A 16,134-nucleotide genomic window follows, 5' to 3' on the forward strand; every position below is an offset into this window, starting at 1 on the left:
TAATCGATACTGTCCTTGGCCTTTACGCAGCTTCTTTAGTACACTGCGGGCAACCTTATTTTTCAGGCGCAGAGCGTATGACTTATTGTATTGCTGTCTCTCTAAAAGACGGACTGGTATTAACGTCGGATTCCAGAACCAACGCCGGCATCGACAATGTCAGCATTTACGGCAAAATGCACCCATTTTGTACGGCATCTGATCGGAAAATCGTACTGCTCAGCGCCGGCAATCTGGCGACCACGCAGGCCGTGATCGACCAGTTGAAGCGCGATATGAAAGAAGAGACCGAAGTGAATCTGGACACGGTCAACTATCTGTCGGAAGCCGCCGCCTATTTGGGGCGGATCAGCGTCGAAAAGCAGCGCCGCCATGTGGATGCCGGACAAAGCAGCTTCAATCCGTCCGCCACTTTTATTTTGGCGGGACAAATAGGCCAGGAGCCGCACGGCGCTTATTTGATTTATCCGGAAGGCAATTGCATCACTACCTCGCGGCAGACCCCTTATCTGCAAATCGGCGAAAACAAATACGGCAAACCGGTGCTGGACCGGTTTTTAAAAATCGATACCGCACTGCACGAAGCCGGGCGTTGCTGCTTGATTTCGATGGACTCAACGATGCGCAGTAATGCCAGCGTCGGCGCGCCGGTGGAGCTGTTGATTTATCACCGAGATACGCTGACACTGGACGAGTACTATTGCTTCCAGGAAGACAACGAATACTTAAGCAAAATCCGCAAGATGTGGCACGAAAAGCTGAAAGAAGCCTTCGCCACCCTGCCGCAGTTCAGTAAAGAGGATTCCCGGCCGTTGCCGGGCTGCATATAACGTCCACGCTTCATCCTAACTTGGGGCTATGGCACACAGATCATAGTTCCAAGCGGTTTCATTTATGCTGGGCATAGCCAATCCCGTTCGCCCTGAGGCAGGGTGGGTGGTGTTCTGCTCAGCAACTACGCCTGTGTGCTCTACTTATTGCATCCATGCACGGTTTACAACCGCCGCAACTGATTTTCAGGTTTATCGTCGATAACTCGTCACAATAGCCAGTAACCGCTACAATTGCCGACCCTAATCCAATTCCTGCCCGCCGACCCAGCCATGTTGCAGTTCGGCGATCAGAACCGCAGCTGGCGATGGCACAAACTCTAATTCAAAAAATTGATTACGGCTGGCGTTTACTGGCCACTGCGATCAGCTTTACCAGCTTCGGGATCGGTGGCGTGATGCTGTGGCTGCTGGTGTTTCCGCTCTTGGCAATATGGCCGGGCAGCCGCGCCGAAAAAGCCGGCCGCGGCCAATACACGGTGCATCTGAGTTTTTATATGTTTATAGGCTTGATGCACAGACTGGGCGTCATGAGCTATGAAGTGATAGGACTGGAAAAACTCAACCGTCCCCGCCAGCTGATTGTCGCCAACCACCCGACGCTGGTGGATGTGGTGTTTTTAATCAGCCGAATCAAACAAGCCAACTGCATCGTCAAGGCCAGCCTGTGGCACAACCCGGCGATGCGCGGCCCAATCTTGAATGCCGGCTATATCAGCAACGCCGATTCTGAAACGATGGTCAACGATTGCGCCGCTTGGCTGCAAAACGGCGGCACCATGATCATTTTTCCGGAAGGCACCCGCTCGGCGCCGGGCCGGCCTTATCGTTTTCAACGCGGCGCGGCAGCCATTGCTTTACAAGCCGATAGTATAATCACGCCGGTAACGCTGACCTGTAAACCCAGCACCCTCACCAAAACTCAAGCCTGGTACCAAATCCCGCACCGGCGTTTTCATTTGCAAATGATCGTCGGCGAGGATATCGAATTGCAGCCTTTCCGGGAGTTGCAACCACGCTCGATAGCGGTGCGGCGTTTAACGCAGTATTTACAGGATTATTTTACTCAACAACGAGAACGCCATGAGCGAGATGGAAACTGAATTAAAGCACCTGATTATCGACACGCTGGCACTGGAAGATGTCGATGCGGCGGACATCGACAGCCACGCCGCGCTGTTCAATGATGGCTTGGGCCTGGATTCCATAGACGCGCTGGAACTGGGCTTGGCGATACGTAAAAAGTATCAGGTAAAAATTGATGCCGAACGCGACGATGTGGTGAAAATCTTCAGTTCCGTGGCGGCCTTGGCGCAGTTTATCGAAGCAGCGCGGAGTTGAGAGAGTTTTGACGAGCCGATGCAATCCTAATCTTGCGGCGAAAAACGACAGACCTTATTCCGACCGCTGTGTTTGGCTTGATACAAACCCTTATCGGCCAAGTTCAGCAAATCGCCGATGCTGCTGTTTTTATCCGTCAGGGTAGCCACGCCAATGGATACGGTAAATTGCAATTCCAACCCCGATTCAACCGGAATCACGCTGTCGGCCACTACACTTCGGAGTCGTTCCGCCACCTCAAGTGCTTTAAGCAAGCCGGTTTCCGGCAATAAAATCGCAAATTCCTCGCCGCCCATGCGCCCGGGGATGTCGATTTCCCGCAAAACCTCCACCAAAATGCAGCCCAGTTTTTGCAGAGCCTGATCGCCGGCAGCATGGCCGTAGTTGTCGTTGACGGCTTTAAAATAGTCGATATCCAGCATCAGTACCGACAATGGATTGCCGTAACGATCACTGCGCGCCAACTCCGCTTCGCCCTGCTCCATGAAATAGCGGCGATTGGCGATGCCGGTCAGATAATCGATGCGCGCCTGACGCTCCAACTCCGCTTGCAGGGCTTTGCGCTCACTGATGTCGCGCACGAACGCACAGTTATATTCCAAACCCTCAAAAACCAGATAATTCGCGGCCACTTCCACCGGAATTTCCCGACCGTCTTTACAGCGATGGATGGCTTCCATTTTTAACGCGCCTTTTTGTTTGACTTCCTGCCAATGCGCGGGCCAATTTTCCGCCGTTAAATCCTTGTCTATATCCATTACCGAAAATGTCAACAACTCCTCGCGGCTATAGCCCAATACTTCGCAGGCTGTGTTGTTTACAAATTGGAATCTGGCATCAGCGGTTATCCAGTACAAACATTCAGTGGCTCTATCCACCGAAAACTGCGTCAGATGCAAAGCCTTTTCCGCCAGCTTGCGTTCGGTCACATCGTTGTAAATCGAGACAATTTCACCACCAGGCAATTTATACACATAATTTTCCCGCCAACCCTGAATCCGCTCATCACGGTAATATGAGGGCGGAAAAGCCTCCGGCGTCCCGGTTTTGGCGACCCGCCGCAATACATCCAACAGCCCGAATTCGAATACCCCCGGAAACATCTCGGTCAGTTTTTTACCGATCAATTCTTTGCGGGTGATTTTTTCGATCTGCTCGGCAGCCTTGTTAAAGCCGATGATAATGAAATCCCGGCCGTCCTCGCTGGCCCGGTATACCGCCACGCCGCTACTCATGTGTTTGAATAATGCCGATAAGCGTGCTTCGCTGGCGGCCAGGGCGCGTTTTTCCAGCAGCAACTGCTGATTGTTTTGAAACAGTTGCTCGGTTCTTTCTTCGACGCGCCGATTCAGTTCGTTATTAAGCTCCGCCAGTTCCGCCGCCGCCAGTTTTTGCTGCAACCGGTCCGCACCGTGTTTGGCAAAGGCTTGCGCGAGTTGCGCGTACATTTCCGTGATAGTTTCCAGCCGCTGCCTGGCAATGACCGGGACCTTGCTGATGCTTTGCAGATAACTAGCTTCCTCGAACCCATATCGCCTGGCCTGACTGCGGAAGAATTCCAGATCCGGAGGATCAATAAAACATTGACCGGTAAAAATATTGGCGACGTGCTGGCCCTCGACGATAATCGGCATAGCCGAATCTACCAACCCGTTCAGACATTTGTAGATTGCAAACCGCTCTCCCTTCAACATGCTTTCAACCAATGCCGTATCGCTTTCTATGCAGTTACTGCAGGTGTTGTGGTTGACCCGATGAAATTTTACACAGGCATCTTGCCAGCCGGCGTTGGTGATAACAACGCCGTCGGTATCGATAATGGCGTTAGGTATGCCGATCACCCGGTACAAATCGTCCATCAGCGTTTGCAGACTGGCAAGATCGACAAGTTGGGCGTATTTGATGGTGTTTTCGGACATCAGCTGGTGTGGAATCGAGCATTGAAGTTAACAGTCTGTCGTGTGAGCTTGATAATAGCAGCATTCCCGTGAAGCGGAACTGAAAAACACTGGATTTTGGCTAGCGATAAATACCCGGCAAGCTTTACAGGCATGGCATTGACGCGAAAGAATGCTTAGCAAGCATGCTATGGCGCCCAAGCTTGGTCGTTCGCCAACGGGCAAAGCCCTATCCTCCGTTCAACGGACAAACGGCCTCCCGATGAACGGTTACAGCTTAGTCAATTTTTCTTGGCTCCCCATTGACGCGATAGGGTGCGCTAAATCTGATGTGCTGATGTTAGAAGGTGCACCTGTTGAGTTACTCAATGCGGTCAATATCTGGTTTTTCATTGTTATCGGGTTCCCACGCGCTGCGTGGGAACCAAAATATTCCGCGCTGCGGTCACGCATGCCGCAGCGCGGCCAAGCCCGACATCCCCACGCAGCGCGTGGGAACGAGAAAAATATTTAGTCTGGTTGAGCACAGGATAAGACAATCTCCAATTTTCTTTTGTCAATCAAACCTTGCTCCGCCGACAATGGCCAATACTTATGTTCGGATTTTGTAAAAGCCACCTTTCCAACGATTATATACGATTGATATTCTGCCATTTTGGCCATTACCGAATACGATCCCAGAGCTGATTTACAGCCGCACTCAGCAATTGATTTAATTATTTTGGCATCAAACGAGAGGACAGGAATCCCATTCTCGATGGACGTTTGTATGTCATTAACAGCGATGCAGGCAGACAACTGATTATTAAGTTGTATGGATTCTGGTTCATTGGCTGTCGCACACGAAACGATAAAAAAAACGCCTAAAACACTAATCTTTCGTGCCACCATTAGTAGGTCTCCCATCAACATAAGACACCTTGATAATCAATGCGCTCTTTTGGGTTGTTTTATAATAAGTTGTAGTACCATCAAAATGCTATCGTGATAGCAAAAGCCAGGGAGGTACGCGGTGCGTACCCTACCGGGCTTTTAGAACATTCCTCTTAGAGGTTGCAATTACAGTTTTAACGACAATGGTTTCCCAAGTCGGGCGCTTTGGAATACACGCCAGCCAAACAAAATAAAACAGCTAGGCAGAGCAATTGAAAAAGGGGCCAACAGCAAATACAACACTGGGGCTTCGCTTTGAAGCAAAGTTACACTCTGCGTTCGAGTGCCGAACGAGATTACACCTTCAATTAAACAGAGATATGTCAATCCGATTGTGGTTACTAAAGAAAGACCAGAGATGTATAAACCAATATACATCGTTTGAAGTCTCCTTCTGGCATCCTTTGTTTTAACCATGAAGACTGGTACAGCAATACAAATAAGCAATCCAGATATAACAAAAATTGCGATCATCATAGAAACCGGCTCCTTGCAAAGGGCTAACCAGGTGCAGCCTAGAAAGCTAGGGGCTGTTGCCGTTTCACATCGGTAACCATATAAATGCACAAGCCAGGGCGATAGCACCTTCAAAATTGCGTTTTAGTTTGTCATATCGGGTGGCAATAGCTCTAAAATGTTTCAGTCGCGCAAATACGTTTTCAACGAGGTGGCGATATTTATAGAGACACCAGTCCATTTCCTCATTCCCGACTATTGAATTTTGTTTTCTTGGGATGATGGGGACTGTGCCTTGGTCTCGAATTTGAATCCGTAACGGCTCGCTGTCATACCCTTTGTCTGCAATCATGTAGCCCGCCTGGGGGAGCTTGGCCACAAATTCCGGCGCTTCTTTGCAGTCATGTACTTCGCCCCCCGTAATCGAGAACTGGATGGGAAGTCCACCGGCATCAACCGCCATATGGATTTTGGTCGTGTTGCCTGCGACCGATTTCCCGATGGCTGTTGGGTTTTCATGGGCGCCGCCGCTACTGTGTTGATGGGCTTTAATAATGCTGCCATCAATAAATAGCCATTCCAAATCAGGCTCAATCACTAGCGCTTGAAAGATACCCCTCAGCTTTTCTTGCAGTGACCAGGCATTGAAGCGCTTGTACACGGCATTCCACTTGCCAAAAGCGACGGGCAAGTCTCGCCAAGGTCAGCCAACACGCAAGCGATAAAAAATCCCTTCGACCGTTTGCCGAAGACCGGGTTTGTCGTAAATGCTGAAACTCAACATAATCGTTTTTAGCTTTTCCCAGTGGGTATCTGTAAGCAGTTGGCGTGGCATTCGCTAGTTATCGTTTGATTGAAAACTCAATCAATATGGCTCGCCAATCGATTTTCAAAGGGATTATGACAAAATGGCAACAGCCCCTAGAATAAAATATAAAAAGGTCGTAGATACCAATTAGAAAGGGGTAACCGGACAAACGCGGTTCAACCAACCACTCTAAACGCCTTTGACAACCCAACAACCTCCGCCTTTTTCAACGACTTACTCAGCAACATATAAGTATCCCGATCAAAGGCCGGAACACCGGCCTGCAATAGCTCGGCTATCTCCGCTTCGTTTTTCGCTGTACCCAGATAACACCAGCGATCGATCACATGCAATTCCTCGCCTTCGCGCACACCAATCGCGCCCGGATAAGGCCAGACGGCGAGTTTGAGTTTTTGCATGGCGATCAACAGCCGCGCCGCGTGGGCCAGCGGGGCTTCCAAACCGACGCAGGCGCCGCGGCATTTTTTGATCTGGTGACCAAAGCAAGGCCGGCCGGCGGCGGTTTTTTCCAGGCCCAACACGCTGAGGCACAGGCCGTGCTGTTCGGCAACGCCGCGCAAGGCTTTCTGGGCGTCGCGCTGGCTGTGGTAAAGGCCGTACAAATTGTCCTGGGCGCCAAAATCGAGCTCGCCGGCCCAACTCAACACCGGCTTGAGCTGTTCGCCGTGTTGTTGCAATTGCCAGGCGCACAAGGCGTTTTTGCGGCGCAGGCGCTGGTTGTGCACCGGGGTTTTTTCCTTGATCAAGCGTGCTTCCAGCAATAGCGCGCCCAGCTCGCCGGCGGTTTCGATCCAGTCGATGCGGCGCAGTTGCTGGGCCAGACTCATCTCCTTGCTGTTCTTATGGTCGGCGCCGAAATGCGCCAGCACCCGGTTGCGGATGTTGACGCTTTTACCGATGTACAGCGGCAGGTCGTTCTCGCCGTAAAACAGGTAAACGCCGGGCGTTTCCGGCAAATCGTGGATTAAGTTTGGGTCGATGTTGGACGGCAGACTGGAGCGGCCGACCAAACGCTGGGCAGCTTGATCGACCACCGCCTCCGAGAACTGCTCGCAGGCTTGATTCCAGAATTGGTGAATCAATTGGGCATCGGCCAAGGCCCGGTGCCGGTCTTTGGCCTGCAAACCATGCCGTTCGATCAGGCTGTCCAGATTATGCCTGTGGTACTGCGGATACAAAGCCCGCGACAGTTTGACGGTACATAACACTTGCGGCCGAAAGCTCATGTCCAACCGGCTGAATTCGTTCTTCAAAAACCCGTAGTCAAAACGGGCGTTGTGAGCAATGAACAAGCGCCCTTCCAACAATTCCGCCACTTCACAGGCCACTTGGGCAAAGCTGGGCATCTGCGCTACCATCTCGTTGCTGATGCCGGTCATTTGTTCGATGAACAACGGAATCCGGGTTTGCGGGTTGAGCAGTTGATTCCATTCCCGCACGCCGTCTTCATCGACCAGCACGATGCCGATTTCGGTGATGCGGTCTTTGGTGGCGGTGGCGCCGGTGGTTTCCAGGTCGACGAAGGCCAGCGGCTGGTTAACGTGCTTCAGCATCGCACTCCGCGGCGGCTTGCGCCCAGTCCAGCGGACAACTGCAAAACACATGGCGGTCGCCGTAGACGCTGTCGATGCGCCCGACCGGCGGCCAATATTTGTCGTCGTGCTGGTGGCTATCCGGGAAGAAGGCTTTTTGCCGGGAATACGGCAAATGCCAGTCCTCCAGCAACAGGCGATGGGTATGCGGGGCGTTGTGCAGCACGTTATTGTCCGGGTCGGCGCTGCCGGTTTCGATCTCACGAATTTCGTCGCGAATCGCGATCATCGCTGCGCAGAAACGGTCGATTTCGGTTTTGTTCTCGCTTTCGGTGGGTTCGATCATCAAGGTATCCGGCACCGGAAACGACACGGTCGGCGCATGGAAACCGTAATCGATCAGGCGTTTGGCGATGTCCTCGACCGTGACGTTGGCGGTTTTTTTGAAGGCGTGGCAATCGATGATGCATTCGTGCGCCACCCAGCCGTTAGCGTCGGTGTAAAGAATCGGGTAATGCGGCGCCAGCCGGCGGGCGATGTAATTGGCATTCATGATCGCGGTTAGCGTGGCCCGGCGCAGGCCGGTAGCGCCCATCATCGCGATGTAGGCCCAGGAAATCGTCAAAATACTCGCCGAGCCCCACGGTGCCGCCGATACGGTACCGACCGTGCCGTGCTCGCCCTTGGCGGGATTGACGCCTTCCACGAGTGGGTGATCCGGCAAGTACGGCGCCAGATGCGCACCCACGCCGATAGGCCCTACGCCGGGACCGCCGCCGCCGTGCGGGATGCAAAACGTCTTGTGCAAATTCAAATGCGCCACGTCCGCGCCAATCTTGCCGGGCCGACATAGACCGACCAAGGCGTTGAAATTAGCGCCATCCATATACACTTGGCCACCGTGTTGATGAACGATGTCGCAGATTTCCCGAAACGCTTGTTCGTAAACGCCGTGGGTGGACGGATAGGTAATCATCAACGCCGCCAAGGTGTCGCGGTACTGCTCGGCCTTGGCGCGCAGATCGGCGACATCGACGTTGCCGTGGTCGTCGCAGGCCACCACCACAACCTGCAACCCGGCCAAGGTCGCGCTGGCCGGGTTGGTGCCATGCGCCGAGGCCGGAATCAGGCAGATGTTGCGTTGACCCTGGCCGTTGACCTGGTGGTATTTGCGGATAACCAGCAGGCCGGTGTATTCGCCTTGCGAGCCGGCATTGGGTTGCAGGGAAAAGGCATCGAAGCCGGTCAAATCGCAGAGCATGTCCTCCAGCTCGGCGAATAATTGCTGATACCCTTGGGCTTGATACAGCGGCGCAAACGGATGCATGGCATTGAATTCGTAGAACGAAATCGCCTGCATTTCGGTAGCGGCATTGAGTTTCATCGTGCACGAACCCAGCGGGATCATCGCCCGGTCCAAGGCAATATCGCGGCGCGCCAGCCGGCGCATGTAGCGCATCATCTCGGTTTCCGAATGGTACAGACTGAACACTGGATGGCTCAGAACTGCGTCGTCGCGCAATAGCGTATCCGGGATGCATTCGCCCAGTGTCGCATCCAACACGGCAATGTCCGGCAACTCGGCAATCGGCGAAGCGAACACCTGCCACAAGGTCCGTAAATGCTCGCGGTTGGTGGTTTCGTCCAGGGCAACCCCCAGCGTATCGGCATCGATAACCCGCAGATTGATATTCACATCAGCCGCCTGCGCGGCGATGCGGCGGGCGCGATTCGGCACGCTGACCACCACGGTATCGAAATAACATTGGCTCAGCACTTGATGGCCGCCTTGCACCAAACCCGCTGCCAGAATCTGCGCATAGCGATGCACCCGGCCGGCGATTAGGCGCAGCCCTTCCGCGCCGTGATAGACCGCATAAAAACCGGCAATCACCGCCAGCAGAACCTGCGATGTACAGATATTGCTGGTGGCCTTGTCGCGGCGAATGTGTTGCTCGCGGGTTTGCAGGGCCATTCGCAAAGCGATCTGGCCGTGACTGTCTTTGGACACACCAATCAAGCGCCCGGGCATCGAGCGCTTGAATTCGTCGCGGGTGGCAAAAAACGCCGCGTGCGGACCGCCGTAACCCATAGGCACACCAAACCTCTGAGCGCTGCCTACCGCGATGTCCACATCGAAGGCCACTGGCGGTTTAAGCAAAACCAAACTTAGTAAATCAGCCGCTACCGTGACCAATGCTTGTTTGCCATGAGCAATCGTGGTCGCTTCGGTCAAATCGCGGATTTCGCCACTGGAGCCCGGATATTGCAGAATCAAGGCAAAAAAATCGTGTTGCGCCAGATTGTCGAACGGATCGGCGACCACCACTTCGTAGCCCAAGGAGCCGGCCCGAGTCTGCACCACCGCGATAGTTTGCGGATGGCAATCTTTATCGATCAACACGGTGTTGGACGGGCTTTTTGCTAGCCGCCGCGACATGGTCATTGCTTCCGCCGCCGCAGTCGCTTCGTCCAGCAGCGAGGCGTTGGCGATATCCATACCGGTCAAATCGATGATCATTTGCTGAAAATTCAATAAAGCTTCCAGCCGGCCCTGCCCGACTTCGGCTTGATACGGCGTGTAGGCGGTGTACCAGCCGGGGTTTTCCAGGACGTTGCGCTTGATCACCGCCGGCATGATGGTGTCGTAGTAACCCATGCCTATCATCGATACCAACACCTTGTTGCGCTCGCGCATTTTGCGCAAGTATTTGATCACCGCGCGTTCGCTGATGGTATTGGTGAGTTTCAGCGGTTCGTGATTCAAAATATTGGCCGGAATCACTTGGCCGACAATCTGTTCCAGATCGCTCAAGCCCAGCTCGGCCAGCATCTCCTGGGTCTGTTGAGCATTGGGACCAATGTGGCGTTGAATGAAATTACCGCGCATTTCCAGTTGGTCGAGACGGACGTTTTTTGCAGACATGGGCTTACCTTCTTAAGTAGCGGTGCGGAACGAAAGGTAGCGAAGTGACCGTCACCGAAATAGCAGAGTTCCGCACCAGCGCGGTTAATCCGGTACTCGGCTCGGCAAATCGGCGATCCAGCAGCGCCATCGCCACCGGCCGATTTAGACTCGGCGAGAAACTGCCGCTGGTCACCGTGCCGATTGGCCGGTCTTGATGCACAATCTCACAGCCGTCCCGCACTGGAATACGGCCATCCACCAGTAAGCCGACGCGCACTCGCTCCACGCCATCCTGCCGTTGCTGCAGAATTTTTTCCGCGCCGGGAAAATCGCTGTGGCCTTTTTTGAATATCCACTGCAAACCCGCTTCGATAGGCGTAATCGATTCGTTAAGCTCGTGACCATACAGGCACAAACCGGCTTCCAAGCGCAGCGTATCGCGAGCCCCCAGGCCAATCGGTTCAACGCCCTCTTCCGCCAACAGCAAACGCGCAATGCGCTCCGCGTCGGCTTGCGGCAAGGATATTTCAAAGCCGTCTTCGCCAGTGTAGCCGCTACGGCTGATGTGGCATAGGGTTCCGGCAATCTCGGTGGCGCACGCTTGCATAAATTTCAGCTCGCCGACCTCCGCCGTAAACTTGACCAGCACCGCTGCCGCAGCCGGCCCTTGTAAGGCAAACAAGGCTAGCTCAGCTAACGCTTCGAACAAGCAATCGGCCGTTAATTGGCTGCGCAGATAAGCAAAATCCTTGTCCTTGCAACCGGCATTGACGATGAGGGATAAGCCGGATTCGATGCGGGTGACGATGATGTCGTCGATAACGCCGCCGTCGGCGTTGGTGAGAACCGTATATTTCTGCGCGCCGCAATTTAAATCGACGATGCCGCCGGGCGTGAGTTTTTCCAACACCTCCGCCGCGCTCTCGCCCAATATTCGGCACTGCCCCATATGGGAAATATCGAAGAAACCGGCCTGGCTGCGGCAGTGCAAATGCTCGTGAATGATGCCGTTTTTGTATTGCACCGGCATCTGGTAACCGGCAAACGTGGTCATCTTGGCACCTAGTTGCCGATGTAAATCGTATAAGGGGGTTTGCTTTGAACTATTCACCTGGCCATCCCGTGTGGATTAGTAATGGTGCAAGTCTAGCCGCGCAGTGCGGCCAAACCAAGGTATTTAGCATTAATGCCGCACGCAATATTGTTTGGCAATTTGTGAAAAAGCAGTTTTGCGTTCCACCAACACGGCCATTCCGCAATCCGTCAATCGGCAATCGCCTGGAGATAATGCGCCCGCAATAATACATACGTGGGGCTGGAGGAAATTGAGACGATGGCCTGGCCCACATTGTCGACGGCCAGCTCCCGCACTTGCCCGACAACATCCACCCCCACCCAGGCTTTGCTCGGATCCAGCCGTATTGGCCAGTCACTGCGGGCGTCATCTGTTCGCCAGATCATCAAAGTCTCGCCGAAATAGGCAGCCTGGACCTTATAGTCGTGGGTATCGACGGCTCGATAAGGCCAACCGTCGATCAGCGCGCCGGCGGTATACATGGCCGCTTCGCCGGGCTTATGGCCTAAGGAATAGTCCCAGATTCGGCCGTAAGCCAGGTCATATTCGTGGGCAATACAAAACGCTACACCCAGATAATCCTGACGGCTGTTGACCCAGGCGATGATTTTCGCCACCTGCTCGGCCTGCCAGCGCCGGCCGCTGAAACCGTGCATGGCCTTGGCACCGGTTTCGCCAAGCCAGAACGGCAATTTGTTGCTGCGGCCCAGGCTGGCATAGCTTGCCAGCACGCCCCGCTCATCTTCGTTGGAACCATTACCAATCGGCCCGCCAAAACGCGGCGGCTGCTGCGGATAGGCGTGCACGTCCCAAGCGTCGTGGTAGTTGTCCAAACCCAATTGCAATACCTGTTTAAACCAATCGCCCTCGCCCGGCCTGACCAAACTGCCGCCGACAACATGCGCATCGCTGCGGGCTTGATGGGCTTGTTGATATTCCCATTTCGCTCGTTCGACCCAATGCGCCGGCTCGCGCAGCGCTTGCCAATCGGCTTCATGGCGGATGTCTATTTCGTTTGTGGCTTTGAAATAGCGAGTGTAAGCCGCCGCCGAATGGATAAAGTTTTGGCCGTCGTTAGGCTTGTCGTTCAACCAATTGCTGTCGCCTGAGGAATCGGCAAATACCTGCAAGCCGCGCTGTTTGGCTTGTTCCCACAGCGGCTTATAGTCGGGAGCAAAACCCGGATAGGTGCCGTAGCTTCTGAAAATCCCCATCCGTTCCAGCCAAGCAAAATAGCCGCCAGACTGCCTGAAACTTTTGTCCCCGTCGGCCAGCGCGTAATAATCGTTGTTCCAGAGCTTCTTTTGCGCCAGCCGTTGCTTTTGGGCGGCATTACCGCCGACCACACTAAAACCGTCGGCCGGATAATGCATGATCAAGCGACCGTCGGTCGTATACAAGGACGGATAGACTGCGTAATAGCCCGGCTCAAGAAGCTTGCCAAAATCGGCTTTGACCTGACCGGGAAAGGTATCGCTGACTTCACTTTCGGCAATTTGTTTGCCGCTGTAATCCACCAGGCGCAGACGACATTTTGCCGGAAAGCGCAGTAGCGGCGCCGCTAAAGTCGTTTCTTCCAAAATCGGCTGCCAGCGTAAATCCACTTTTAACTTCACCGCATCCCCTGGATGCAGCAGGTTGGCAGGTGCATCAACGAACACGATAGGCCGTAACTTTGTGGCAATCCTTTGTAAAGCCAGATCGGCATCGGGATCGCTAACTTGGGTTGTCAAGCCTGCCGATGTCTGTCCGGCTGGATCGGTGAATACCCCGGAGAAATAAAAGCGCTGTCCTTGCTCATGTTGCATTACCAGTTTCAGCAGCAGGCTATGCCAGCCAGGAGTCAGGTTTAGCGTCGCCACTTGCGGCGATTGCATGCGCTCGGCGCTGGCGGTGGCCAGCAAGCCTTCGGTGGTCAAGCCATGCAATAGCGTTTTGGCTTGAGCACCCATAGATTTGGTAAAGCCGGCGGGTGGGCTTGGATCATCAGTAAACGTAATAGATTGACCATCCAGCCAGCCGGCGGATTTGATACCGGATTGCCTGAGATGCAACAGCGTTGGCGTTGCTTGCTGGGCATGAATGTAAAGCTGCGCATAGCCGGTGCCGCGCGACCAACCATAGGCATGTGCCGTGCTGGCTTCAATGTCGGCCTCATCGTTGGCCTGGGTTGGCGCGATGCGCCAATCGCGCATTTTGCCCCCCATCATTTCCAGGCTCAGATAGGCTTGCTGAGGGTTGGGCCGTAAGATAGTTTCCGTATCCAGGCCAAACACCGATACGCCGGCTTGGCCGTCCTGCAAACCGCCGACCAGCCAAGCCATTGGCACACCGTTTTGCAACGGTGTCGGCGGCAGGGGATTCACTTGGGCGGGTATCGGCATAGTGCCGAATTTGCCTGGTTCAGCCAGAAACTTGAGCACCTCCGCTGCTGCGGCCGGTTGAGTCAAGACGCCGAGCACGGTGAAATGGTCGTCGGCGATTACTGCGGCGGGCAGAGTCTTAATATTTAACTGCCCGGCCATCGCTTCGGCTGCGGGGCCGAGCAAATAAGTGACCGGCAAATTTTCATAGACCGGTCGCGCCGCATCCGCAGCCAAGCCGCCAAACAACATCTCGGCATGCTCGCCCTTGCCATCCAACAGATACAGGCGTCGCGGGCCGGCAGCAGGTTTGGTCAACGCCAGGAAGCGATTTCTGACCTGCGCCTGATCGGCGGACATCCACTCGCCAAGCGGCTTACTAAGTATCAATAAAAATGCGTCGAAAACCTTGGCCCCGTCAGCCTTGCCGCTATTTTCGATGTCCAGCCAGCGGTCGCCAGGCAACAATGTCACGCCGGCAGATGCCGGCAACCATTGGTATTCCCATGGGGTGTTGTTAGTCAGGGCAAACTCGCTGCGAGTCGCCAGTTCTTCAGGTTTTGCACCGGCCTTGACGATAAAGTGTTGTTTGACCTGAGACACTTCGCCGCCGCTTTTATAGCGGGCTAGCAATCGATATTCCCCGGGCTTAAGGGCTGCCGGCAATGCAAAACGAAAACTACCGCCCCAATCGCCAAACCCTTGATGAAACAATAATGCTTCATCCTGCTCGATGGCCAGTGCGCCGGTATTGCGGCCCGCCGTGGCGCTGCCAGTCACAACGTCGAGATAGCGCGGCTTGGGCAACGCCGCCAAGATTGGCGCCTTGCCTAATTCCAACAACACTGCCGGTTGATCCGCACGACCCTCCCAGGGCAACGCCGCCCACGGCGGAGCCAACAAAAACGCATCGAACACTTTGGCATCGTGACCATTGCCGCTGTTGCGAATTTCGATCACGGTATCACCGGCTTTCAGTGGCACCGGCTTATCACCGGTCATCCAGGCGTATTCCCAGCCGCCGGGTTTCAGCGCAAAGCTGCCGCGCAACGCCAACCGGCGGGCATCAGGTCCCGCCCAGACTTCAAAAGTCTGTACGCAAACATTTGGATCGCCGCCCTGCCGCCAGCGCGCCCAAAATTTAAAATCACCCGCCACAGGCTGGGTTAAGTTGAAACGAAAAGCAGCGAGCCATGCGCCAAATCCGGCATGCAGTACGTTGACGGCATCAGGCTCGACTTGCCAACTGACGCCGGCTTGCGGTTCCGGCAGCGCTTGGCCTTGCACGATCTGGACACCGGGCAGGGTATGAGATAGTGCAGAAGGCGCACTGCCCAACTCAAGCAAGAAGGCCGGGTGCTGCGGCGTGGGATTAATGGGGAGATTATGAGTTGCGTCATTTAATCCGGCCTGGCTCGCACCAGGAACGGCTATTGCCAGCAGACAGGGAAAAATGAAACAAGTAGAGGCCGAAAACAGCCGAATGAATACAGCGCAGGGAGGCATCGCAAATCCTTGTCGGTCAAAAACACCCGAGACCAGCTCGGGAGCGAACACATCCTTGTCGGCACCATGATAAAACAGCACGACAAAAATTTCCGCTTTAGCTTGACCGGCACCGCCGATAGATATTGGCTGACGCAAATTCTTTAGCCCGAGGACTAATGACAAGGTGTTGTGCCGAAACAGTAAAGCCTAATAGGGTATCGCCTAATGGAATTACAGATTAGGCCTTAACCTTTTAATGTTGGCTTACGAGGGAAGACAGACTTCGGCCAGTAGCGGACTGCTGCGTTTCGACCATCAGTGACCGAAGTTGGATGGTTTGCTGCCTGAGAGTTTAGCTATATCTGCTTGATTGCAAGACCTCACCCGGACTCCGCCGACTTCCGAATCGTGGCTTCACCGAAAGCCTCAATGCCGGACGGGGCGTTTTCATCGTCCGAAACGTTTGGGAGTGCTTTAATTG

10 protein-coding genes and 1 pseudogene are annotated in these 16,134 nt (G+C 54.3%); 3 read left to right on the plus strand and 8 right to left on the minus strand.

Annotation, left to right across the window (positions count from 1 at the left end; translation table 11 throughout):
* Positions 1-77 precede the first annotated feature (77 nt).
* From ACWAU0_RS03610 to apeE, 3 genes are all read left to right on the plus strand, one after another.
* Positions 78-830 carry a proteasome-type protease gene (locus ACWAU0_RS03610; RefSeq protein WP_033156074.1) on the plus strand — a complete coding sequence of 251 codons (753 nt, stop codon included), beginning with the start codon at positions 78-80 and terminating at the stop codon, positions 828-830.
* A 308-nt stretch (positions 831-1,138) separates the two neighbouring features.
* Entirely contained in the window at positions 1,139-1,933 is a 795-nt protein-coding gene (locus ACWAU0_RS03615; RefSeq protein ID WP_458138331.1) for a lysophospholipid acyltransferase family protein, read from the plus strand.
* A complete protein-coding gene (gene apeE / locus ACWAU0_RS03620) occupies positions 1,914-2,171 on the plus strand; it encodes an ApeE family acyl carrier protein (protein WP_503428541.1) in 258 nt (85 codons plus the stop codon). Before ACWAU0_RS03615 ends, apeE begins: the two co-directional genes overlap by 20 nt.
* Before the next feature lie 26 nt (positions 2,172-2,197).
* Here the strand turns inward: apeE and ACWAU0_RS03625 are convergent, their stop codons facing one another.
* The 8 genes and pseudogenes from ACWAU0_RS03625 to ACWAU0_RS03660 form a co-directional block, all read right to left on the minus strand.
* Positions 2,198-4,090 (minus strand): diguanylate cyclase, encoded by a 1,893-nt coding sequence (locus tag ACWAU0_RS03625; RefSeq protein ID WP_458138332.1) that lies wholly within the window; start codon positions 4,088-4,090, stop codon positions 2,198-2,200.
* Between the two features lie 489 nt (positions 4,091-4,579).
* Positions 4,580-4,981 carry a DUF2195 family protein gene (locus ACWAU0_RS03630; protein ID WP_458138334.1) on the minus strand — a complete coding sequence of 134 codons (402 nt, stop codon included), beginning with the start codon at positions 4,979-4,981 and terminating at the stop codon, positions 4,580-4,582.
* A 147-nt stretch (positions 4,982-5,128) separates the two neighbouring features.
* Positions 5,129-5,479, minus strand: coding sequence for a hypothetical protein (locus ACWAU0_RS03635; RefSeq protein WP_129871340.1), 351 nt, complete (start codon positions 5,477-5,479; stop codon positions 5,129-5,131).
* Between the two features lie 64 nt (positions 5,480-5,543).
* Positions 5,544-6,293: pseudogene (locus ACWAU0_RS03640) on the minus strand (IS5 family transposase).
* A 149-nt stretch (positions 6,294-6,442) separates the two neighbouring features.
* A complete protein-coding gene (locus ACWAU0_RS03645; protein ID WP_458138335.1) occupies positions 6,443-7,840 on the minus strand; it encodes a 3'-5' exonuclease family protein in 1,398 nt (465 codons plus the stop codon).
* Positions 7,824-10,745 (minus strand): aminomethyl-transferring glycine dehydrogenase, encoded by a 2,922-nt coding sequence (gcvP, locus tag ACWAU0_RS03650; RefSeq protein WP_458138336.1) that lies wholly within the window; start codon positions 10,743-10,745, stop codon positions 7,824-7,826. The genes ACWAU0_RS03645 and gcvP overlap by 17 nt, the downstream gene beginning before the upstream one ends.
* Positions 10,746-10,749: 4 nt before the next feature.
* Positions 10,750-11,838, minus strand: a complete 1,089-nt coding sequence (gene gcvT, locus ACWAU0_RS03655) for a glycine cleavage system aminomethyltransferase GcvT (RefSeq protein WP_458138337.1) — start codon at positions 11,836-11,838, stop codon at positions 10,750-10,752.
* Positions 11,839-11,990: 152 nt separating this feature from the next.
* Positions 11,991-15,836 (minus strand): hypothetical protein, encoded by a 3,846-nt coding sequence (locus tag ACWAU0_RS03660; RefSeq protein WP_523070758.1) that lies wholly within the window; start codon positions 15,834-15,836, stop codon positions 11,991-11,993.
* Between the last annotated feature and the right edge of the window lie 298 nt (positions 15,837-16,134).

Source organism: Methylomonas sp. Uni0009, from assembly GCF_054188105.3.

Excerpts from the sequence above, each read along its gene's own strand:
- ACWAU0_RS03615 (WP_458138331.1), top strand. The coding sequence starts at position 1,139 with ATGGCACAAACTCTAATTCAAAAAATTGATTACGGCTGGCGTTTACTG.
- ACWAU0_RS03630 (WP_458138334.1), bottom strand. The coding sequence starts at position 4,981 with ATGTTGATGGGAGACCTACTAATGGTGGCACGAAAGATTAGTGTTTTA.
- ACWAU0_RS03625 (WP_458138332.1), bottom strand. The coding sequence starts at position 4,090 with ATGTCCGAAAACACCATCAAATACGCCCAACTTGTCGATCTTGCCAGT.
- apeE (WP_503428541.1), top strand. The coding sequence starts at position 1,914 with ATGAGCGAGATGGAAACTGAATTAAAGCACCTGATTATCGACACGCTG.
- gcvP (WP_458138336.1), bottom strand. The coding sequence starts at position 10,745 with ATGTCTGCAAAAAACGTCCGTCTCGACCAACTGGAAATGCGCGGTAAT.
- ACWAU0_RS03610 (WP_033156074.1), top strand. The coding sequence starts at position 78 with ATGACTTATTGTATTGCTGTCTCTCTAAAAGACGGACTGGTATTAACG.
- ACWAU0_RS03635 (WP_129871340.1), bottom strand. The coding sequence starts at position 5,479 with ATGATGATCGCAATTTTTGTTATATCTGGATTGCTTATTTGTATTGCT.
- ACWAU0_RS03645 (WP_458138335.1), bottom strand. The coding sequence starts at position 7,840 with ATGCTGAAGCACGTTAACCAGCCGCTGGCCTTCGTCGACCTGGAAACC.